The organism is Sphingomicrobium aquimarinum (assembly GCF_039655735.1).
Lineage (GTDB): Bacteria > Pseudomonadota > Alphaproteobacteria > Sphingomonadales > Sphingomonadaceae > Sphingomicrobium > Sphingomicrobium aquimarinum.
In genome coordinates this window covers 749042-770766 of the sequence record NZ_JBBYXH010000001.1, presented here as the reverse complement: position 1 = coordinate 770766, position 21725 = coordinate 749042, and the positions used below count along the sequence as shown (strand labels likewise).

Genomic DNA, 21725 nt, shown 5'->3' with positions numbered 1-21725 from the left:
TTCAACCGTGCTCCCCGCTAGAGGGGGCGCATCCTTCATGGAAGAAAGTTCAGGCTCATGATGTTCGTATCCATCCTCGCCTTGTCGATGACGCAGCAGGCAATCGATCTGCCGCCGCCGCCGCCCGCGCCGACGCCCAAGATCGAGACGAGCGAGCGCCCCGCGTCGACGGGCCCCGAGACGGCCGCCGACGCCGCCCCCGCACGCCGTGCAATGAGCGAGGCGGAACTGCTCGAGCGACGCTGTCCGACCCGAGGGATCGTGGAGTCGGTCGAGGCGATCGACGACACCGGTACCCCGCGCAAAAGCCGCGTGACGTTGTGCGCGAAGGACAACAGCGATGAAACCTATCGCAGCCTTCTCCAGAATGCGCGGCAGTCCATCAGTACCGCGACCCGCCTGACGGTCGAAAGCCGCGCGTCGTTGCTTGAGCGCATCGACGAAGAGTTGGCGCTGCTGGGTGGGGAGACGGCCGTTGCCGAGCCCGAGCCGGGAACGCCCGTCGGCCGCTAGGCTGTCTTCAGACGAGGCGTACCGTTCATCGAAAGCGGGTTGACGATTACGATTATAGTCGTAATGACTACGAGCGTAATCGAAAAGGGACCCAAGCGATGGACAAGCGCGTCAGCGAGGCCGAACTCGAAATCATGGAGGCGCTCTGGTCGGCGGACGCGCCGATCGCGGCCGCCGACGTCGGCGCGAGGGTCGCCGATCGCGGCTGGAGCCTCCCCACTGTCAAGACGATGCTCTCGCGCCTGACGCAGAAGGGCGCGGTCGATTATGTGGAGGAGGGGCGGCGCTATCTCTATCGCCCGACCATCGAGCGCGACGCCTATGTAGGGGGCGAGTCGCGCCGGCTCGTCGATCGGCTCTTCGGGGGGAAACTGTCGCCGATGATCGCGCGGCTGGCCGAGGACGAGGCGCTTTCCAACGAGGAGATCGACGAGATCGAGGCGCTCCTCAGGGAGCTCAAGCAATGACGGGGTGGCTGGTCGAGACGCTTCTTTGGACCAGCGTCCTCATGCTCCTCGTGCTGCTCGTTCGGGGTCCCGTCGCCAGCCACTTCGGTGCACGTGTTGCCTATGCCCTGTGGTTGATCCCCGCTGCCAGATTTCTGACGCCCACGTTGACGACGGTAGTCCAGCGTGCGCCCAGTCCCGCCTTGTCCGAGCCGACCATGCTCTCCCCGGTGGGCGAGGTTGCCGCCGTGTCTGTGGCCGACGCCGCTGCTCCGGTCGCCAATCTGGGTATGGGCGACGCGCAGCTCGGGCTTGCGGCCGACGCCTCCAGCCTCGGCTCCGTCGACTGGGTTCTGCTCTTCGGTCTGCTTTGGGTGACCGGCGCGATCGTCACCTTCGTCTATCATCATTTGCGCTATCTTCGCGATCGCCGCGCGATCCTTTCCTCCGCAACAGAATTGGCGAGGATCGGCGGGATCCGTCTCGTCGTCTCACCCGATGCACCGGGGCCGATGGCGCTTGGTATCCTCGACCGCGTCATCGCCTTTCCGGAGCGCTACCGTCTCCAGTGCAGCGAGGCCGAACTCGATCTCGCGATCGAGCATGAACTCGCCCACCACCGTTCGGGCGACCTGTGGGCCCGCTCTGCGGGACTCGCCATGCTGTCGCTCCACTGGTTCAACCCCATCGCCTGGAAGGCCTACGCCGCCTTCCACTTCGACCAGGAAGCCGCTTGCGATGCCCGCGTGCTGGCGCGTCACGGAGGCGCCGCGCGCGCCGACTATGGCCGTGCCATCGCCCGGGCGGTCGCTCCTGCACGCATCCTGACCGCCAACGCCCGCGACACCGATCTCAAGAGGAGATTGAAGATGATGAAGAATGTGTCGCACCGCCCGCTGGGACTGCTGATGATCGCCGCGCTGACGGCGGCGATCGTTCCGGCGACCGCCAGTCGGGCCATCGAGTTTGCGGAACAACCGGTGCCGCCCGAACCGCCCAGTGCGCCGACGCCGCCCGAACCGCCCGCGCCGCCGTCGGCGAGCGAGATTCCGCTGCCGCCCGAACCGCCGCTTCCTCCCGTCCCGCCATTGCCGCCCGAACCGCCGACCGTCGACCGAAACGGCAATCTCGTAAAGATCGGCACGACGGTCGAACGTGACGGATCACGAAACTACGTGCGCCTCGATGGTGAGCGACCCTACAGCCAGATGAGCCGCGAAGAACGGCGCGAATATGACGAAGCTCTCGTCGAAATGCGCGAGGCGCTCACCGAATTGCGCCAGGAGCGCGTCGAAGCGCGACTGGAGATGCGCGAGGCCATGATGGAAGCGCGCCGAGAGATTGCCGGAAGCCGCGAAGAACGCCGCCGTGATCTCGAGGAGGCGCGCCGCGATATCAGGGAGGCGATCGCCGAGGTCGAGGCCAACTCTGCCGAGCTACGGCGCGACGGCAAGGATCCCGAGCTGATCAAGGCGAGCCTGCGCGCGAGCATGGCGGCGCTTCGCGATCTCCAGATCGAGCCGGTCATCGAAGCCTCGCTGTCGTCCGTCGATGAGTCGGTGGTCGATGCGGCCATGGAAGGTGCAGAACAGGGTCTCCGGGCGGCGATTGCCGCGATGGAAGCGCGTCGGAACCGATAGGATCCGTCCCTAAACCCCACGGAGTCTGGCGTGCGGGGGGCGTTCATGGCAGGAGACTGCCCGTGAGCGCCCCTTACGCCTTTCCCGAAACGCTGCGCCCCGGCATCGAGCGCCTGCTCGCGCGCAATCCCTCGCCCTATACGCATACCGGCACTCAGACCTATCTGCTCAGCGACGGGCCGGAAGTGGTCGTCGTCGATCCCGGCCCCGGTCTCGACGAGCATGTCGATGCGATCATCGAGGCGATCGGGACACGCGACCTCTTGGCGATCGCCTGCACGCATACGCATCGCGATCACTCCCCCGCATCGCGCCCGCTGCAGTCGAGAACGGGGGCACCGATCATCGGCTGCGCCCCGCTGTCGCTCGACGATACCGGGCCGCGCGCCGACGCCAGCTTCGATAGCGATTATGCGCCCGACCGAGTCCTTGCCGATGGTGATGTCCTGACGATCGGCAACCATGCGATGACGGCGGTCGCGACTCCCGGCCATACGTCCAACCATCTGTGCTTCGCCTATCGTGGCGCGTTGTTGACGGGCGATCATGTCATGGGCTGGTCGACGACCGTGGTGGTGCCTCCCGATGGCGACATGGGGGCGTACCTTCGCAGTCTGGAAAAGATGATCGAGCGCGCCGAGGACGAGATCTATTTTCCCGCCCATGGCGCGCCGGTGGAAAAGCCGCAGCGACTCGTGCGGCATCTGCTCGGGCACCGCAGATCGCGCGAGCGGCAGATCCTGCAAGCGGTGGAGGCAGGCGACCATACGGTGCCCGCACTCGTCGCGACCTGCTACCCCGGACTGGACGAGCGGCTTGTTCCGGCTGCCGGCGGATCGGTTCATGCGCATCTGATCGAACTTGAACGGCAGGGGCGCGTTGAGGAAGTCGAGGAGGGCCTGTGGCAACCGAACCGGAAGTAAATGCATCGCAGGAAAAGCCGTGGTGGCGCTCGATGCTGGCGCTTGTGGTCGGCATCGCGATCATCACCTTTCTCTGGCTGATGGCGCGCGATCTGCTCGATCGCGGCGAACGCGGACCCGATCCCGATACGATCGTATCGACAAGCCTTCAGGCGATGCAGGCACAGAACCGGCTCGTGCCCTTCACCGCGCGGTTCGTGTCGGTGGTGACCTCGCGCCAGCGGCGTTTCGCGGGACTGCTGGAGGCCGAGCGCACGCTCATCCTGCCGGGGACCGCACGCTACGAGATCGACATGGCCGATCTTCGCCGCGAGGACCTGGAGTGGGACGCGGCGACCTCGACGCTTACGGTCACGCTCCCCGAACTGGAAATCGCCGGCCCCGAAGTCGACCTTGAAGGCGCGCAGGAATATGCGAACGAAGGCATTCTCGGCGCGGTCACCAACGCCGAGGAAGTGCTGAGCGAGAGCAATCAGCGCGCTGCGCTTGCGGACCTGCGCAAACAGGCGCGCGGCGCCGTGCCGATGAACGCGGCGCGGGAGGCCGCGCGCGATGCGGTGTCGCGCAATTTCGAACTGCCGCTCGCGGTCGCAGGCATTCCGGAGGCACGCGTCGTCGCGCGTTTCGCCAGCGACCCCGATGAGGACAATGTAGAACGGCTCGACGTATCGCGCCGCCCTGAAGACGCGATCGCCGATCGCAACGCGCGCCGCGCGCGCCAAGGAGAGCAATGATGAGTGCCCCCGAACGTCCGCCCGTCGGCGACGACCTGCTTGCCGAGATCGAGCGCCTCAAGAAAGAGCGCAACGCCGTCATCCTCGCGCATTATTATCAAAAGCCGGAGATCCAGGATCTGGCCGATTTCGTGGGCGACAGCCTCGACCTGTCGCGCAAGGCGGCGGCGACCGATGCGGACGTCATCGCCTTTTGCGGCGTTCGCTTCATGGCGGAAACGGCGAAGATCCTGTCGCCGGAGAAGACCGTCATCCTGCCCGACATGGACGCCGGGTGCAGCCTCGAGGACAGCTGTCCGCCCGACCAGTTCAAGGCGTTTCGCGAGGCCCATCCCGACCATATCGCGCTCACCTACATCAACTGCTCGGCAGAAGTGAAAGCGCTCTCGGACATCATCGTGACGAGCAGCTCGGCGCAGGTGATCCTCGACCAGATCCCGCAGGACCAGAAGATCATCTTCGCGCCCGATCGGCACCTCGGCGGCTATCTCGCGCGCAAATCGGGGCGCGACATGCTGCTGTGGCCCGGCATCTGCATCGTCCATCAGGCCTTTTCGGAAACCGAACTGCTCAAGCTCAAGGCAGAACATCCCGATGCGCCGGTTGCCGCGCATCCCGAATGTCCCCCGCACATCGTCGAGCATGCCGATCACGTCGGGTCGACCAGTTCGATCCTGAAATTCTGTGCCGAGGCCGAAGCCGACACGGTGTTGGTCGCCACCGAGCCACACATCATCCATCAGATGCAAAAGGCGCGGCCCGACACCAATTTTATCGGCGTGCCGGGGGGCGATGGGAACTGCAATTGCAACATGTGTCCCTATATGGCGCTCAACACGCTCGAGAAGCTTTACGTCGCGCTGCGCGATCTCGAGCCAAGAATCGAGCTCAGCGATGAACTGATGGAAGCGGCTCGTAAACCGCTCGACAAGATGCTCGACATGGCCGGCCGTACGGTAGGGCAGGGCGATGTCGGCAAACCGCAGCTGCGCGGCGACTAGGTCATAAAAAAGACGGCCCCGCGCTCGCCCGCGGGGCCGCCAGATACGGTGCCATGGGGGCGCGCCTTACGCGCCGATCAGCACCGTCGAACCAATGTCGGTCGTCGAATAGATATTCTTGGCAAATTGCTTCGGCAGGCGCACGCAACCCGCGCTCGCGGCGTAGCCGGGGTTGGGGCCGGCGTGGAGCGCGATGCCATATTTGTCGAGGAACTGCGTGTAGGGCATCGGCGAATTGTCGTACGCCTTCGAATAATGCATCGACTTCTTCATCCAGACCGGAAAAATGCCCTGCGGCGTCAGCTTGCCGTCGCGCGCGGTCGACACCGACGCGGCACCGACGAGTTCATCGCCAACATAAGCGAACGCCAACTGACGGGCGATCGACACCACGATACGGCTTTCCCCGGAAGCGCCCTTGGCGTCCCACTTGTACTTGTTGGGGGCGATGTCCGAGACGCCGAACTTGGCCTTCATGTCCCGATAGCCCTGCTCGGCCTGCTTGGCGGCTTCGGCACGGGCGGCGTGGGTTTCGAGGGTGTTCGTTCCCCCGGCGATGTCGCCCACGATCGAGACGTCCTCGGCGCTATATTCGTAGGTGACGCCGTTATAGGTGTAGGTGCGTGCCGTGGAACCGGCGTCGTAGGAGATTTCGACGGCATCCTTGCCGTTGTTGTCGGAGTTGAAGGCGGCGGTCGCGGGGGTCGAAAGGACGAGCGCGGCGGTCGCCAGCATCGTAGCTAGCGTCTTCATATCTAGAACCTTTTCAAATGCGAGTTTCGTGAAATCAAACCCGCAGGACCCGTCAAGTTCCTTTCGTTGCGACACCGAAACGCTAAACGGAATTCTTGCGTTCGATCAATGGTCGGGGGCTCAAGGGACGCACCGTCCCTCGCGAGCGCAGCACGGGGCCGTTAGCCGACTTGCCGACGCACAGATGGGCAGCGGACTCAGGGGGTCGGGCCGGCGACCCGGCAACGGCGATCAGTGCGAGGCGTCGTCGCTTTCCGGTAGTGTCGGATGATGCCGGTCGAGATGCTTGCGCACGATCCGCAGGTTGCGGCTGTTCGACCGGAAGAAGAAGTCGGGCACGACGCCGATCACCGGAATGGCCCCGATCGCCATGTCGAACAGCGTATTGAGGTTCATGCGCGCCAACTGCCATTTGGAAAGGCCAAGGTTGCGCGCTTCCCAGACGAGATAGGTGCCAAGCGCCGCGCCCGAAACGGTCCCTACGCCAGGGATCAGGCTGAGGATCGCATCGAGACCGATGGGCTTGCCGATACCGGGAACGACCACGAGCCGTTCCAGCAGTTTCTCGAGCCCTTCGATGCGACGCCGCACGTCGACGGGGTGCTTGGAAAGGCGGGCGCGGTCATGAAGATCGGGCATTGATCAGCGGCTTCCGTTCGTGCGCAGGCGAGCGACAGGATGGCTGGCGAAACGGTTTACGGTAAATCCGTCGAGTCCCTGAGCGACCAGCGACCAACGTACGGGAGCGGTGAGGGGGAGAAACAAGGTCTCTTCCTGCATCAGGACCGCTGCCTCGCGCAGCAGACGCGCCCGGTCGCCGCGGTCGGTCGCGGCGCGTGCGGCATCCAGACGTTCATCCGCTTCCGGGCTGCAGAATGCGTGGATCCCGCATCTGAACCCTCGCAGGAACCATGCTGCGCTGGCCGCAGGCGCGACCTGGTCGACGAGCGAGAAATGCGCGGGCGGGCCCAGTGGCTGCGACCGTTCGACGGCAAGGCCGATAGCGCCCCAATCCGCACTCAGCCTCTGGAACAGGAGATCGGCGCCCGGCCCCTCGGGCAGGTCGAGGAGGACACGCGCTCCATCGAGCGAGCGTGCCGCCAAAAGCGCCCGCGCATCGGCGCGCCGATCCTCGATCGTGCGCGATACGAAGGCAGGGGCGGTGCCCGTGGCTCGAATCTCGAGCCCGGCCTGGAGGAGCGTGGCACGCGGGAGCAGGTCGGGGACGCCCATCGCACGCACCAGCGCGTCGCGGTCGATCGCGGCATTGAGCGCCGCGCGGACCTCGGGGTCGGCGAGCGCCCCCGTCGACGACATGGGGAGGAGGCCGAACAGACCCGCGACCGGGTCGTAACTCGGGCCGCCGAACAGCCCTGCCGCCTCGCGCGCTAGCGGCAGCGTCGTGAAGGTGCCGCCCGTCACGAGGTCGGCGTCGCCAGCGGAGAATTGCGCGATGGCCGCCGCGGCGTCGTCGACCGCGGTGACCACGACCCGGTCTTCGGAGAGGTCGCCGTCCTCGCCGACAAGACGACCAAGATCGGTTTGCGCCTCATCGATTTCCTCTCCGGCGAGGCGTCGATAGGGTCCGGTACCCTCGTCGCCATCGCGAATGGCAAAGGCGGGCTGGGCGAGCAACTGGAGGAGGAAGGGGCGCGGCGAGGTCAGTCGAATCTCGATAACCCTGTCGGTCATCGCTTCGATCTCCTCGATCACGCCGACGCTGTCGCGCAGGCGATTGTCGGGATTGCCCAGTCGTTCGGTGAGGATCTGCGCCACGATCTCGGCGTCGACCTCCCGCCCACCCTCGAACGTCGTCTCGTCAATCCGGAAAATGTAACTGAGACCGTCGTCGCTGACATGCCAACTGTTCGCCAGCGCGGGGATGATGCCCCCGTCGCTATCGAAGGAGACGAGGCCCTGAGCGGTCGCCGCAGTGACGATATCTTCCGCGCCGCCCTCGAGAACGAGAATGCGCGTCTCGCGTTGCTCGGCGCCCGAGCAGCCGCCGAGCGAGAGTGCGACCAAGGCTGCAAGGCCGAACGTTCGCAGGGAAGATGGCAGAGACGTCATGATCACAGCCGGGCTTTCACTTCTCGTTCATCGCGCCGAGGGCCTCTACGAAGCTTGGTGTTGGACACGACTGTCTTATTGCGATAATACAGATGTTTCCGCAAGGGTTTCACAGGAGCGCGTCCGAAGTTTTGCATGGCCGAACGTGATTTTCTCGATGAGCTGGACGGCCCGGCCACGCAACAAGTTCCCACCGGCGAGCCGTTCGACTGGGAGGACTGGCGTGACGACCCGCCCGAGGATCCACCGGGACGATCCGGGAAGTCGCGGCGACGCTGGTGGCGTTGGGGATTTACGGCCTTTGCCGCTTTGCTGCTGGCGACCCTCTTATGGCTGATCGTCACCGCGCCACTGGGCCGCAGCCTCCAGCCGCTCGACCAGCCGGCGATGCTCTTTCTCGATAGCGACGGCACGCCGGTCGCCCGTCGCGGCGCGCTCAAGGAGGAGCCCGTCGATGTGACGCAACTGCCCGCGCATGTCGGTGCCGCGTTCGTGGCAATCGAGGACAAGCGCTTCTATTCGCATTGGGGTGTGGACCCGCGCGGGATCGCGCGTGCAGCGGTTCAGAACGCGCAGGCGGGCGGCGTGCGCCAAGGCGGATCGACGATCACGCAGCAACTCGCCAAGACGGCCTTTCTCAGTGGCGAGCGCAAGATGACACGAAAAGCGCAGGAAGCGATCATCGCTTTCTGGCTCGAAGGCTGGCTCTCGAAGGACGAGATCCTCTCGCGCTATCTGTCGAGCATCTATTTCGGCGATGGCGTCTACGGTTTGCGCGCGGCGGCGGGTCATTATTTCGATCGCGAGCCGGAAGATCTGACCGTCGCCGAGGCGGCGATGCTGGCGGGGATGGTCAAGGCGCCGACGCGGCTTGCTCCCACTCGCGATCTTGCAAAGGCCCAGGAACGAAGCCGCATCGTGCTGCAGGAGATGGCCGACACGGGGGCCATCACGCAGGCCGAGGCCAGCGAGATGGCGTCGGCCAGGTTGCGGGGCCGACGCGCGAACCTGCCGAGCGGGACCTATTTTACCGACTGGATCGCGCCGCGCGCCGCGCGCACGATGCAGGCGGACTATGGCCTTGCCACCGTGCCCACCACGCTCGACAGCGATCTCCAGCGGATCGCGGTGCGCGCCACCGTCAATGCGAACCTTGGCGATCGCCAGGTCGGCTTCGTCGCGATGCGCCCCACGGGTGAGGTCGTCGCGCTGATCGGCGGACGTTCCTACAAGAAGAGCCCCTACAATCGTGCCACGCAGGCGCGCCGCCAGCCGGGAAGCGCGTTCAAGCTGCTCGTCTATCTCGCCGCGCTTCGGTCGGGGTGGGATGCTGACGACATGATCGAGGATGCGCCCATCACGGTCGATGGATGGACCCCGCGCAACAGCGACGGCCAATATCGCGGCATGATCACGCTGCGCGAGGCCTTCGCGCGGTCGTCCAACGCTGCGACGGTACGGCTCGCGCAGGACGTCGGGCGCGAACGCATCGTTCGCACCGCTCGCGAACTGGGCATCACCGCCGATATTCCCGACGGACCGAGCTATGCGCTGGGGACGGGGGGCATCCCGCTTATCGAGATGACCGCCGCCTATGCCGCCATTGCGGGCGGACGCTACCCGATCGAGGTATCCGGGCTGGCGAGCGAGGCCGACCGCGACGCGCGGATGGTCGGCCGCCAGGCGCAGCTCGACCCCTATGGCGTGTGGGAACCGATGCTCGACATGCTCTATGCCGCGGCCAACACGGGAACGGGTCGTCGCGCGGCGCTACGAACCCCCACTTTCGGCAAGACCGGCACCACGCAGGATAATCGCGATGCGATCTTCATCGGGTTCGCCGGGAATCTCGTCGTCGGCGTCTGGGTCGGGCACGACGACAACGAGTCGCTCGGTAACGTGTCGGGTGGCACCTTGCCCGCCTCGATCTGGCGCGACTTCATGACGAGTGCACTCCAGGTCGACGGAACGCGAGGACCGCGCCTGCCGCGCGACTTCCGCCCCTTGCCGCCGGTGCGCGAAACCCCCGCACCGCTTCCGCCGCCCGACAATCTTGGCGACGATCTTCTCGATGCAATTTCGAGAGAATTGGAAGACTTTTTCGATCGGCTTTAGGAAATCCCGGCGGAATTGCGCCATTTCGGTTCTAATTGGTTAACGCGAAAATACCTGCCGTTTTAAGGGTTTCTCAACTCCTTTGCCCGTAATCAGGACCTACCGGATGCGGGCAATCCCGTGTCGGCGGACATGGGGAGCCTCACAGCTTTCCGAAAAAATTGTGGAGCCATTAGGAGACCAGTGATGACCAAGATTCTCAAGAACCTGAACGACAAGGGTGCAACCGCCATCGAGTACGGCCTGATCGCCGCCCTGATCGCCGTCGCCGCCATCGCCGCGATGACCTCGATCGGTGAAAACCTCGGCAGCACCTTCAACGAAGTTGCCAACGAACTCTAAGTCCTAACCGACTTACGAGCCTTAAGAGGGCGGCGGGAGCGCGATGCTTCCGCCGCTCTTTTTTTGCGCGCGTGGCCGACGCGCATCGTTTTCGATCGGCCCGCGCAAATCCTCGATTTATAGAGTCGGCTTATCGACGTAAGGGCGGGATTCCCATCGATCCCCGCATCGTCCGTTCGTCGCCGCCATCAGTCTGTCATTTACGTTTCCCATTGCGCTCGATCATAGTCCATTCCGGACAGAATCGATTCACTCAGGGGACGGAAAATCATGGTTGCTGGCACGAACTCGCGTATCTTCATCAACGAAATCCACTACGACAATGACGGTACCGACGCCGGCGAATTTATCGAGATCGTCGCGCCCTCGGGGACCGACCTTACCGGCTGGACAATCGTGCTTTACAACGGCTCGAGCACGACCCGTTCAGTCTATCAGACGATCGACCTGTCTACCGCCAGCGTGACGGACGACGGGACGAACAGCTATTTCGTCGTTTCGACCCCGGGTGTCCAGAACGGATCGCCGGACGGCATCGCGCTTGTCGACGCTGGCGGTGCGGTCGTGCAATTCCTTTCCTATGAAGGAAGCTTCACCGCGACCGACGGACCTGCGGAGGGGCTGACCAGCACCGACATCGGTGTTTCCGAGACCACCACTTCCCCGGTCGGCCAGTCGCTCCAGCTTACCGGCTCGGGGTCGACCTACGGCGATTTCACCTGGGCCACCGTGGCCGCTGAAACGCCCGGCGCCGCCAACAATATGCAAACCATCGAGGGCATCGCGAACCTCGTCATTAACGAGATTCTTGCCGATCCCGCTGCGGGCCTGCCCGGTGATGCGAACGGAGATGGCGTCGGGAGCACGACGCAGGATGAGTTCGTCGAGCTCGTGAATAGCGGCAACGCCGCGCTCGACCTTTCCGGCTACACGCTCAGCGACGGGTTTGGCGTGCGCCATACCTTTGCGGACGGTACGGTACTGCAACCGGGTGAGGCCATCGTCGTCTTCGGCGGCGGCACGCCGACAGGCGATTTCGGCGGCGCGCAGGTGGTTGTCGCGAGCACGAACGCGCTCGGGCTGAACAACGGGGGCGATACGGTCACCATCAGAGATGCTGGCGGCGAAATCGCGGCTGAGTTTGCTTATGGGTCCAACGGCGGCAACGACCAGTCGCTCGTTCGCGACCCCGACCTCACCGGCGAGTTTGTCCTTCACGGCGGCGCGGCAGGATCGGGCGGCGCGCTCTTCTCGCCCGGCACGCAGACCGACGGCACCGCGTTCGGCTCGGTTGCGGCCAGCCCCGGCGTCTTCAGCATCGAGAGCGAAAGCATTTTCGAAGGCGATACGGGCACGACCGAACTCGTCTTCACCGTCACCCGCTCGGGCGGGTCGGACGGCGAGGTCAGCGTCGATTACAACACGGGCACCTTCGTCACCAACAACGCGACCTTCGGCGATGATTTCACGCCGCAATCGGGCACGCTCGTTTTTGCCGACGGCGAAACCAGCAAGACGATTACCTACACGATCAACGGTGACGTCGAGATCGAAGGCGACGAACGTTTCGCGGTGGTGCTGACCAACCCGACCGGCGGTGCCACGACCGACCCCTCGGCCTTCCAGGCCGTCGGTACGATCCTCGACGATGACAATCCCGGTGCCTTCTCGATCGGCGATGTCAGCGTGGAGGAAGGCGATGTCGGCACGACGCTGATGACCTTTACCGTCACGCGCGATGCGACTGCGGGCGAGGTGACGGTCGACTTCGTGTCGAGCCTCGTCAGCGCGTCGGCAGACGATTTCGTCTCGCTGCCATCCGGGGGGACGCTGACGTTCGCGGACGGCGAGGCAAGCCGGACCATCACGGTCGAGGTCGCCGGCGACCAGATCATCGAGGGCGATGAGAGCGTTCAGATCGACCTCGTGAATGCGACGGGCGGCGCGACCATCGCCGACGGCACCGCGACCGGTGTCATCGTCGACGACGATACGCCGTCCGCATCCGGCCTCGTCATCAACGAGATCCTGTACGATCCCTCCTCCACCTCCGGCGACGCGAACGGCGACGGCGTGGTCAACACGACCAACGACGAGTTCATCGAGATCGTCAACACGAGCGGTAATCCGATCGACATTTCGGGCTACAGCCTGTCCGATGACGACGGCGACGATTTCGTCTTTCCCGAGGGCACGGTGCTTGCGCCCGGACAGGCCGCGGTCCTCTTCGGTGGCGGCACGCCGACCGGTGATTTCGGCGGCGCGCTCGTCTTCGTCGACGACGGTTCGATCGGCTCGGGCCTCAGCAACTCGGGAGACGTGGTCGAACTGCGGGACGCCGCGGGCAATCTCGTCGATAGCGTCGGCTACGGCAATGCCGGCCCCGTCTCGGGCGGCAGCGACCAGTCGGTGACCCGTTCGCCCGATCTTGTCGGCGAGTTCGTGGATCATGAAACGGCCACCGGGTCGGGCGGTGCGTCCTACTCCCCGGGCACGCAAGTAGGCGGTGCCGCGTTCGACGCGCCCAATCCCGCCGGCGCGATCAGCGTCGAGGACGCGATCGTCATCGAGGGCGACGACGGCAGCAGCACGCTTGCCTTCACCGTGGTTCGCGGTGGCGGCAGCACGGGGGAAGTCACGCTCGACTATGACGTGATCCTGGGCTCCGGTCTCACGGCCGCCGATCTCGCCGACTTCAGCGGCGAGACGAGCGGGCAGGTGACGCTGGCGGACGGCCAGACCTATACGCAGATCTTCATCGAGGTGTCGGGCGACACGCTTGGCGAAACCGACGAGAGCTTCACGCTCCAGCTCAGCAATGCCACAGGCGGTGCCGACATCGTCGATGCGACCGCGACGGGCACCATCCTCAACGATGATCCGCTGGTGCTGGAAATCGGCGAGATCCAAGGCGAGGCGCACGTGTCGCCCTATGACGGGCTCGAAGTCACCACGACAGGCGTCGTTACCGCGACCGACACCAATGGCTATTACATCCAAGATCCCGACGGCGACGGTAATTCCGCGACCTCCGACGGGATTTTCGTCTTCACCGGCGGCTTCCCGAGCGTGAGTGTAGGCGACCTCGTCGAAGTGGTCGGCACGGTCAGCGAGTTCGATCCGGGAGGCGAGACCGAACTCAGCGTCACGCAGATTTCGCGTCCCGTGAGCGAGACCGTTCTCGCGACCGGCCAGCCGCTGCCCGCGGCGATCGTCATCGGACCTAACGGCATCGCGCCGCCGACCGAAATCATCGAGGACGACAACTTTGCGAGTTACGACCCCCTGACCGACGGCATCGATTTCTGGGAAAGCCTCGAAGGCATGCGCGTCACGATCGAGAATCCGGTCGTGGTCCAGGGCACCAACGGCTTTGGCGAGCTGTGGGTCGGTGCCAGCGACGGTGACGGCAACATCCTGGGGACCAATGTGTCCGAAGACGGCCTGTTCGTCATCGACAGCGAGAACGGGCTGCTCGGCCGATTCAACTCGAACAGCCAGAGCGACTTCAACCCCGAGCGCATCCAGATCGACGACGGCTTCCTCAACGACCTCGGTGCGCAGGTGCCCGACGCCGCGATCGGCGACCAGCTCGGCGACGTGACGGGCATCGTCTCCTACGGGTTCGGCAATTACGAAGTGCTACCCAGCGAGGCGATCGGGGCGGTCACGTCCGGCAACAACGTCGCCGAAGTCACCGATCTCGCAGGATCGGATCTCTATTTCACCGTCGCCACCTACAACGTCCTCAATCTCGACCCCAACGATGCCGACGGCGATACCGACGTGGCCGACGGACGCTTCACCGAGATCGCTCGCGACATCGGTTATTCGCTGGGCGCGCCCGATGTCGTCGTGCTCCAGGAAGTGCAGGACAATAACGGTTCGGAAGGCGGCGACATCGTGTCCGCTTCGGTCACGCTGCAGATGCTCGTCGATGCGATCTTCGAGGAAAGGGGTGTCCAGTACGGCTGGATCGACACGCCGCTAACCGAGGCCGACAACACCGGCGGCGAGCCGGGCGGCAACATCCGCGTGGCGATGCTCTATCGCATCGACCGTGTCGATCTCGATCCGGAATCGGTCTTCACGATTACCTCGGGTGGCCTCGATGGAGCACGCCCGGTGCTCGGCGCGGACTTCGAGTTCAACGGCGAGACGATCACCGTTCTGGGCGCACACCAGACCGCGAAGGGCGGATCGACTGGCCTGTTCGGCGAGATCCAACCGCCGATCAACAATGGTGCCGAGCGGCGTCTCGACCAGAACCAGCAGATCGCCAACTATGTCGCGAGCGTGCTGGCGGCCGACCCCGATGCCAACATCGTGGTCGCGGGCGACTTCAACGAGTTCCAGTTCGAGGAACCGATGCAGGTGCTCTACGACGACCTCGACAACCTCACCTTCCTGCTGCCCGAGAACGAGCGCTATTCGGTGCTGTTCGAGGGTAATGCGCAGCAACTCGATCATATCCTCGTGAGCGGTGCGCTGAGCGATCGCGCGCAGATCGACATCGTCCACGTCAACACGATCGTCGAAGGCGGTGCGTCGGATCACGATCCGGTGCTCGCGCGGTTGCTGGTCGCGGGCGACACGCCGGTCACCGGCGGCAACGTCATCGGGACCAACGGCAACGACAATATCCTCGGCGGCATCGGCGCGGACGTCATCGACGGCCGCAACGGCGACGATTTCATCGAAGGCTTCGAAGGCAATGATATCCTGCGCGGCGGCAACGGCAACGACCAGCTGTTCGGCGGCGATGGGGACGACGATCTCGACGGCGGGAACGGCATGGACCGACTGTTCGGCGGCGCGGGCAACGACCGTGTCGACGGCGGGAATGCCGATGACGAACTATTCGGCGGCGACGGCGAGGATTTGCTGTTCGGCGGTAACGGCGACGACCTGCTCGACGGCGGCGCCGGGTCCGACATCCTGCGCGGCGGCAACGGTGATGATGTCTTCATCATCGACGGCAGCGCGACGGGAGCCGACGGCGACTTCATCATGGACCTACAGGAGGGCGATACGATCCGCCTGACCGATGCTGGAAGCTATTCGCTCGAGCAGTCGGGCGAGGACGTTCTGATCATCGTCGGCGGCGAAGTCGTCGCGACCATCGTCCAGCGGGACGTGGCCGAGGTCGATGCGACGATCGAGGTCGAGGCCGCTCCCGCGGTGGTCGCGCCGATGGGCTATGTCGATATCGCCGACGACCTGATGATCGTGCCCGACAGCGCCTTCCTGATGTAGGGCCAACGGTTCGCGATGCGCACGGAGGGCGGTTCCCGGCGGGGAGCCGCCCTTTGTCGTTCAGGCGAGGCGCGCGCCGTCGGGAACGTCCTCCACGCTCGCCAGCCGGATTGCGCCCTGGTCGTCCGGACAGCCCAGGACGAGCACTTCCGAGCGGAAGGGGCCGATCTGCCGTGGCGGGAGATTGACGACGGCGAGGATTTGCCGACCGACCAGATCCGCGGGCGCATGATGATCGACGATCTGGGCGCTGCTCTTGCGTGTCCCGATCTCCTCCCCGAAGTCGATCCACAATTTGATCGCGGGTTTGCGGGCTTCCGGAAAGGCTTCGGCGCGCCGGATCGTACCCGAGCGGATGTCGAGCTTCAAAAACGTATCGATATCGCTTTGCTCCATGCTCGATGGAGTAGCGCAGAAAGCCGGATGACAAACGAAAAAAGGCGCCCCGCAGGACGCCTTTTTCACGATTGGCTGAAGGATGGTGGAGCCGAGGGGGATCGAACCCCTGACCTCTACAATGCCATTGTAGCGCTCTCCCAGCTGAGCTACGGCCCCGGTCCTTCAAGCGTGGGCGCGGTGTAGGAAAATCGGCGCGCTTTGCAAGCCCTAAATTCGCCTATCCGCAACCGACGTTCTAGTTGTCGTCGGTCTCGTCGTCGTCCTTGGAAACCTTGATGTCGGCATCGCCGGTATCGAGATCGACGTCGTCGTCGGCGCTGCCGCCGTCATCGTCCTCATCGACGTCGAGATCATCGCCCGCGAGATCCTCGTCCTTCTTCTTGGTGTCGGCATCGTCGAAGGGCAAGGGCTGCTTGGACTTGAGCACCGGCTCGGGGATCCACTCCTCGCCGCACTCGATGCAGGTGACCGGCTCTTCGTTGCCGAGATCGTAGAAACGCGTGCTGCACTTGGGGCAGGTGCGCTTGGTTCCCCATTCGGGCTTGACCATCAATTCCTCGCTTGGATTTACGGTGTTGGTCGCAGCGCATCGATCGCTCCGCGACGGTATCGGCGGCGCCTTGCCATAGGGTGCGGGCGCTGTCAAAGCCCTGTCATGAACAATGCGCGCCCATCCGCGATCGTTATCGCCGTCGACGGCCCTGCCGCCAGCGGAAAGGGCACCATCTCCAAGTCGCTCGCGAAGCATTTCGACCTGCCGCATATGGACACGGGGTTGCTTTATCGCGCGGTCGCGCTGTCGCTGTTCCGCTTCGGCGGCGATCCCGGCAATCCTTTCGAGGCGCGACGCGCGGTCGAGGCCTTGGAGCAGATCGACATGGACGATGCCGAACTGCGCACCGAGACGGTCGGCGAGATCGCCAGTCGCGTGTCGGCGTATCCCGGCGTGCGTACCGCGTTGCTGGAGCGGCAGAAGGCCTTCGCTGCACAGGACGGCGGTGCGGTGCTCGACGGGCGCGACATCGGCACCGTGATCGCACCCGAAGCGACCGCCAAGCTGTTCGTGACGGCTTCGCCGGAAAGGCGCGCCGAGCGTCGGTGTGCCGAGTTGCGGGGCAGGGGCCTCGACGTGCATTATGAAGACGTCCTCATCGACATCCGCGCGCGCGACGAGCGCGATGCGGGCCGTGAGAGCGCGCCCCTCCTGCAAGCCACCGATGCGGACTTGCTCGATACGAGCGAAATGACTATAGAGCGCGCCGTCCGACGGGCGATTGCGCTCGTGGAGGCCCGTCTCCCGGCGAGTTGATTGTTCGGCAAGGATTTTTCCTCGCCCGCTCGCCCGTTGAAGCCTGCACGACCGATCGAAACCGGAGGATGCGTGTTCGGGATGAGCCCGCGCGCGCAACACAAGGTTTGTCCAAGTCCGCAAGGAGAAGAGTGCTCCGATGGTGGAGGCTCGCGCGGCAAACCAGAGACGAAAGAAACAGTAGCTTATGGCCGATACGGCATTTCCCACACGCGATGATTTCGCGAGCATGCTCAACGAGAAACTGGGCGGCGAAGACGAAGGTTTCGAAGGCAAGGTCGTCACCGGCAAGGTGACGGGGATCGAGAACGATCTCGCCATCATCGATGTTGGCCTCAAGAGCGAAGGCCGCGTTGCGCTCAAGGAATTCACGCCCCCGGGCAAGGAATGCGAAATCAGCGTCGGCGATGAAGTCGAAGTCTACGTCGACCGCGTGGAAAATGCCAACGGCGAAGCGATGCTCAGCCGCGATCGCGCCCGCCGCGAAGCCGCCTGGGACAAGCTGGAGAAGGAATTCGAAGCCGACGAACGCGTCGAAGGCACGATCTTCGGTCGCGTGAAGGGCGGCTTCACCGTCGACCTCGGCGGCGCAGTTGCCTTCCTTCCGGGCAGCCAGGTCGACATCCGCCCCGTGCGTGACGTCACCCCGCTGATGGAAATTCCCCAGCCGTTCCAGATCCTCAAGATGGACCGTCGTCGCGGCAACATCGTCGTGTCGCGTCGCGCCATCCTCGAGGAAACCCGCGCCGAGCAGCGTTCGGGCCTCATCCAGAGCCTCACCGAAGGCCAGGTCATCGAAGGCGTCGTCAAGAACATCACCGATTATGGTGCGTTCGTGGACTTGGGCGGCATCGACGGCCTGCTTCACGTCACCGACATCAGCTACAAGCGCGTCGGTCATCCCTCGGAAGTCATCAACATCGGTGACACGGTCAAGGTGCAGATCATCCGCATCAACCGCGAAACGCAGCGCATCAGCCTCGGCATGAAGCAGCTCGAAGCCGATCCCTGGGAAGGCGCATCGGCCAAGTATCCGATCGACACGACCTTCACGGGCCGCGTCACGAACATCACCGAATATGGTGCGTTCGTCGAGCTGGAGCCGGGCATCGAAGGCCTCGTCCACGTCTCGGAAATGAGCTGGACGAAGAAGAACGTCCATCCGGGCAAGATCGTCTCGACCAGCCAGGAAGTCGAAGTGAAGGTGCTGGAAGTCGACGAGGAAAAGCGTCGCATCAGCCTCGGCCTCAAGCAGGCCCAGAGCAATCCCTGGGACGATTTCGCGGACAAGTTCCCGGTCGGCACCGAAGTCGAGGGCGAGGTCAAGAATTCGACCGAGTTCGGCCTGTTCATCGGCCTTCCGGGCGACGTCGACGGCATGGTTCACATGTCGGACATCGCGTGGGGCATCACCGGCGAGGAAGCGCTGCAGCTTCATCACAAGGGTGAGACGGTCAAGGCCGTCGTGCTCGACGTCGACGTCGAGAAGGAGCGCATCAGCCTCGGCATGAAGCAGCTCGAGCGTGGCGGCGTGTCGGCCGATGCCGACGGCGTCAAGAAGGGCGAGACCAAGACGGTCACGGTCCTCGACGTGCGCGACGGCGGCCTCGAAGTGCAGGCGGGCGACGATGGCCCCATCGGCTTCATCCGCCGCTCGGACCTCGGCCGCGACCGCGACGAGCAGCGTCCGGAGCGTTTCCAGGTCGGGCAGAAGTTCGACGCGATGGTCACGGGCTTCGATCGTTCGAAAAAGCCCAACTATTCGATCAAGGCGCTGCAGATTTCCGAGGAAAAGGAAGCGGTCAAGCAGTACGGCTCGTCCGACAGCGGCGCCTCGCTTGGTGACATCCTTGGCGCAGCGCTCAAGGAGAAGGGCGGCGACGAGGCCGAATAAGCTTCGCGTTCGTTCGACGAAAAAATGGGGGCGGTGCAGGCAAGGGCTTGCACCGCCCCGTTTTTTTTACCAGTCTCCCTGCGATGAACCGGGCGCCGGGGGGCGTTCCGCAAATGTTACTACCGGGGGTTGCACCACCATGATCCGTTCCGAACTCGTCACCAAGATCTGCGAGGACTTTCCCGATCTCACCCAGCGCGAGGTCGAGAGCGTGGTGTCGAGCCTGTTCGACAGCATCACCGACCATCTTGCCGACGGCGGGCGTGTCGAATTGCGCGGCTTCGGCGCCTTCTCGACGCGCCAGCGCGAGGCCCGTACGGGACGCAACCCGCGCACCGGCGAGCCGGTCGACGTGGCGGCCAAGCGCGTGCCCTATTTCAAGCCGGGCAAGGAGATGCGCGAGCGCCTCAATCTCAACGCCCAGAAAGCCGACAACGACTAGATTTGGCCGGCGCCGCGATCGAGCGTCTTGGCGCGCCTGAGCCGAACGTCTAGGCGTTTTTCCGTGCGGACGTGGCGGAATGGTAGACGCTGCCGACTTAAAATCGGCTTCCCCAACGGGAGTGCGGGTTCAAGTCCCGCCGTCCGCACCACATTCTTCCTCACATCGTGATCGACGGGGAAGGTGCGCGAAATCTTAACCTGTCCCAGTGCAGGTTTCACGCATGAACGGTGACGTGACTTCGCTCGGCGGCAGGCCGGCACCCGGGGGATGGCGCGGCAGGCGCGAACTGGTCGTTCTTGCGATTCTGCTCGCAGCGTTCGGACTTCTGGTCTGGAACGGCACCAGCTTCTTCATGCAGCTCGACGAAGGCATCGAGGGCATCACCTCGGACCTTGGCTTTGCCGCGACCGCCATCACGCTCAACATTGCGCTGATCCTGTTCGGCTGGCGCTATTATGTCGACGTGCAGCACGAAGGCATGAGGCGCGAGGAAAGCGAGCGGCGGGCGCTCGAAATCGCCAGCACCGACGGGATGACCGGGCTCCTCAACCGGAAGGGGTTTTCCGAAGAGGGCGCGCGATTGGCGCGGGCGCATCATGATGGCGGCGGGCAGATCGCGGTCATTTCCGTGCAGCTCAACCGTTTCAAGATGATCAACGAACGGCACGGGTTCGACATCGGCGACGAATTCCTGAGACGGATTGCATCGGTGGTGTCGCAGACGGTCAGCGCCCACGCCTCGGTCGCGCGCGTGGCGGGGGACGAATTCGCGATCATCGTGCCCGACGGGGGCAAGAATGCGCGCGAACCCATCGAGGCGCTGGCAAGCGTGATCCTTGAATCGGTGACCCGGCCTTTCGAGATCGGCGACACGATGATCCAGATCGGCGCGCATGTCGGGATCGCCCAGGCACCCGCCGCCGAACTCAAGGTCCGCGATCTCTTGCGGCGCGCCGACATTGCGCTGGCGGCAGGCAAAGCGGGACGACTTGCGAGGCCCGTGTGGTTCGACGCCGGCATGGAACGCGAACTGCTCGTTCATTCCGAAATCGAGCAGGGCATCCGGCACGGGATCGAGACCGAGCAGTTCCTTCCCTATTTCGAACCGCAGGTCGATTTCGCGACCGGCGCGATTTCGGGGTTCGAGGTCTTGGCGCGCTGGGACCATCCGCTCGCCGGCCTCATCACGCCCGACCGTTTCATCCCGGTGGCGGAAGAACATCATCTCATCGGACCGCTGACCGACGGTGTCTTCCGCGAAGCGATGAAGAGGGCGACGAGGTGGCCCGGGGAGATCGACCTGTCGATCAACATTGCGCCTTCTCAGCTGACCGATAGCTGGCTCGCCCAGAAGCTAGTGCAGATGCTGACGGAGACGGGTTTCCCCGCCGAGCGGCTGGTCGTTGAAATTACGGAAGGATCGCTGTTCGCCGACATCGACATGGCGCGCACGATCGTCGCCAGCCTGAAGAACCAGGGCATCCGGATTGCGCTGGACGATTTCGGAACGGGCTTTTCAAGCCTTTCGCACCTGCGCGCCTTGCCGCTCGACCTCATCAAGATCGATCGCAGCTTCGTCTCGAGCCTCGCCAAGGATCGGGAGAGCCGTGCGATCGTTCGTGCCGTCACCACGCTCGCCGACGCGCTCGAGGTGCCGGTCGTGGTCGAAGGCGTGGAGACCGCGCGTACCCATGCAATGGTCATGGAGATGGGGTGCCGGTTCGGGCAGGGCTGGTATTTCGGGAAACCGATGACCGCCGACCAGGCCGAGCAGCTTTTGCGTAACCCGTCTTCGGGCGAGGAGAGCGGCGAGGATTTGCAGCGCCACGCGGGCTGAGTTTCCCGATCCGGGACAGGGTGAATGCGGCGATTTGCCAAAATAGTA

At 64.4% G+C, this 21725-nt stretch carries 18 protein-coding genes and 2 tRNA genes; 14 read left to right on the top strand and 6 right to left on the bottom strand.

Going from position 1 to position 21725, the window contains the following annotated elements:
- The first annotated feature begins 57 nt into the window (after positions 1 to 57).
- From WJS89_RS03935 to nadA, 6 genes are all read left to right on the top strand, one after another.
- A complete protein-coding gene (locus WJS89_RS03935) occupies positions 58 to 513 on the top strand; it encodes a hypothetical protein (RefSeq protein WP_346339615.1) in 456 nt (151 codons plus the stop codon).
- Positions 514 to 611: 98 nt separating this feature from the next.
- Complete coding sequence (locus WJS89_RS03930) at positions 612 to 980, top strand: BlaI/MecI/CopY family transcriptional regulator (protein WP_346339614.1); 369 nt, start codon at positions 612 to 614, stop codon at positions 978 to 980.
- The gene (locus WJS89_RS03925) at positions 977 to 2599 is read left to right on the top strand and encodes a M56 family metallopeptidase (protein ID WP_346339613.1); all 1623 of its coding nucleotides are present in this window, start codon (positions 977 to 979) and stop codon (positions 2597 to 2599) included. The genes WJS89_RS03930 and WJS89_RS03925 overlap by 4 nt, the downstream gene beginning before the upstream one ends.
- A 56-nt stretch (positions 2600 to 2655) precedes the next feature.
- Positions 2656 to 3522 carry an MBL fold metallo-hydrolase gene (locus WJS89_RS03920; protein ID WP_431993775.1) on the top strand — a complete coding sequence of 289 codons (867 nt, stop codon included), beginning with the start codon at positions 2656 to 2658 and terminating at the stop codon, positions 3520 to 3522.
- Positions 3501 to 4256, top strand: coding sequence for a DUF4230 domain-containing protein (locus WJS89_RS03915; protein ID WP_346339611.1), 756 nt, complete (start codon positions 3501 to 3503; stop codon positions 4254 to 4256). Before WJS89_RS03920 ends, WJS89_RS03915 begins: the two co-directional genes overlap by 22 nt.
- On the top strand, positions 4256 to 5257 hold the full coding sequence (gene nadA, locus WJS89_RS03910) for a quinolinate synthase NadA (RefSeq protein ID WP_346340076.1): 1002 nt from the start codon (positions 4256 to 4258) through the stop codon (positions 5255 to 5257). Before WJS89_RS03915 ends, nadA begins: the two co-directional genes overlap by 1 nt.
- Before the next feature lie 66 nt (positions 5258 to 5323).
- Here the strand turns inward: nadA and WJS89_RS03905 are convergent, their stop codons facing one another.
- The 3 genes from WJS89_RS03905 to WJS89_RS03895 all read right to left on the bottom strand — a co-directional run bounded on the left by WJS89_RS03905 (position 5324) and on the right by WJS89_RS03895 (position 8035).
- A complete protein-coding gene (locus WJS89_RS03905) occupies positions 5324 to 6010 on the bottom strand; it encodes a L,D-transpeptidase family protein (protein WP_346339610.1) in 687 nt (228 codons plus the stop codon).
- 231 nt (positions 6011 to 6241) lie between these two features.
- Complete coding sequence (locus WJS89_RS03900) at positions 6242 to 6649, bottom strand: DUF4112 domain-containing protein (protein WP_346339609.1); 408 nt, start codon at positions 6647 to 6649, stop codon at positions 6242 to 6244.
- A 3-nt stretch (positions 6650 to 6652) separates the two neighbouring features.
- On the bottom strand, positions 6653 to 8035 hold the full coding sequence (locus WJS89_RS03895) for an ABC transporter substrate-binding protein (RefSeq protein ID WP_346339608.1): 1383 nt from the start codon (positions 8033 to 8035) through the stop codon (positions 6653 to 6655).
- 180 nt (positions 8036 to 8215) lie between these two features.
- Between WJS89_RS03895 and WJS89_RS03890 the strand changes: the two genes are divergently transcribed.
- From WJS89_RS03890 to WJS89_RS03880, 3 genes are all read left to right on the top strand, one after another.
- Positions 8216 to 10195, top strand: a complete 1980-nt coding sequence (locus tag WJS89_RS03890; protein WP_346339607.1) for a transglycosylase domain-containing protein — start codon at positions 8216 to 8218, stop codon at positions 10193 to 10195.
- A 186-nt stretch (positions 10196 to 10381) separates the two neighbouring features.
- Positions 10382 to 10537 (top strand): Flp family type IVb pilin, encoded by a 156-nt coding sequence (locus WJS89_RS03885; protein WP_346339606.1) that lies wholly within the window; start codon positions 10382 to 10384, stop codon positions 10535 to 10537.
- A 270-nt stretch (positions 10538 to 10807) separates the two neighbouring features.
- On the top strand, positions 10808 to 15793 hold the full coding sequence (locus WJS89_RS03880; protein ID WP_346339605.1) for a lamin tail domain-containing protein: 4986 nt from the start codon (positions 10808 to 10810) through the stop codon (positions 15791 to 15793).
- Between the two features lie 60 nt (positions 15794 to 15853).
- Here the strand turns inward: WJS89_RS03880 and WJS89_RS03875 are convergent, their stop codons facing one another.
- From WJS89_RS03875 to WJS89_RS03865, 3 genes are all read right to left on the bottom strand, one after another.
- Positions 15854 to 16189: a tRNA-binding protein gene (locus tag WJS89_RS03875; protein ID WP_346339604.1), complete on the bottom strand. Its 336-nt coding sequence runs from the start codon at positions 16187 to 16189 to the stop codon at positions 15854 to 15856.
- An 83-nt stretch (positions 16190 to 16272) separates the two neighbouring features.
- Positions 16273 to 16348: transfer RNA gene (locus WJS89_RS03870), tRNA-Ala, on the bottom strand.
- Between the two features lie 79 nt (positions 16349 to 16427).
- Positions 16428 to 16742: an FYDLN acid domain-containing protein gene (locus tag WJS89_RS03865; protein WP_346339603.1), complete on the bottom strand. Its 315-nt coding sequence runs from the start codon at positions 16740 to 16742 to the stop codon at positions 16428 to 16430.
- A 129-nt stretch (positions 16743 to 16871) separates the two neighbouring features.
- Between WJS89_RS03865 and cmk the strand changes: the two genes are divergently transcribed.
- From cmk to WJS89_RS03840, 5 genes are all read left to right on the top strand, one after another.
- Positions 16872 to 17501, top strand: a complete 630-nt coding sequence (gene cmk, locus WJS89_RS03860) for a (d)CMP kinase (RefSeq protein WP_346340075.1) — start codon at positions 16872 to 16874, stop codon at positions 17499 to 17501.
- Between the two features lie 187 nt (positions 17502 to 17688).
- Positions 17689 to 19395 carry a 30S ribosomal protein S1 gene (gene rpsA / locus WJS89_RS03855; protein WP_346339602.1) on the top strand — a complete coding sequence of 569 codons (1707 nt, stop codon included), beginning with the start codon at positions 17689 to 17691 and terminating at the stop codon, positions 19393 to 19395.
- Positions 19396 to 19534: 139 nt separating this feature from the next.
- Positions 19535 to 19837 carry an integration host factor subunit beta gene (locus WJS89_RS03850; RefSeq protein ID WP_346339601.1) on the top strand — a complete coding sequence of 101 codons (303 nt, stop codon included), beginning with the start codon at positions 19535 to 19537 and terminating at the stop codon, positions 19835 to 19837.
- Positions 19838 to 19902: 65 nt separating this feature from the next.
- A tRNA-Leu gene (locus WJS89_RS03845) sits at positions 19903 to 19988 on the top strand.
- A 72-nt stretch (positions 19989 to 20060) separates the two neighbouring features.
- Positions 20061 to 21677: a putative bifunctional diguanylate cyclase/phosphodiesterase gene (locus WJS89_RS03840; protein WP_346339600.1), complete on the top strand. Its 1617-nt coding sequence runs from the start codon at positions 20061 to 20063 to the stop codon at positions 21675 to 21677.
- The last annotated feature ends 48 nt before the right edge of the window (positions 21678 to 21725 follow it).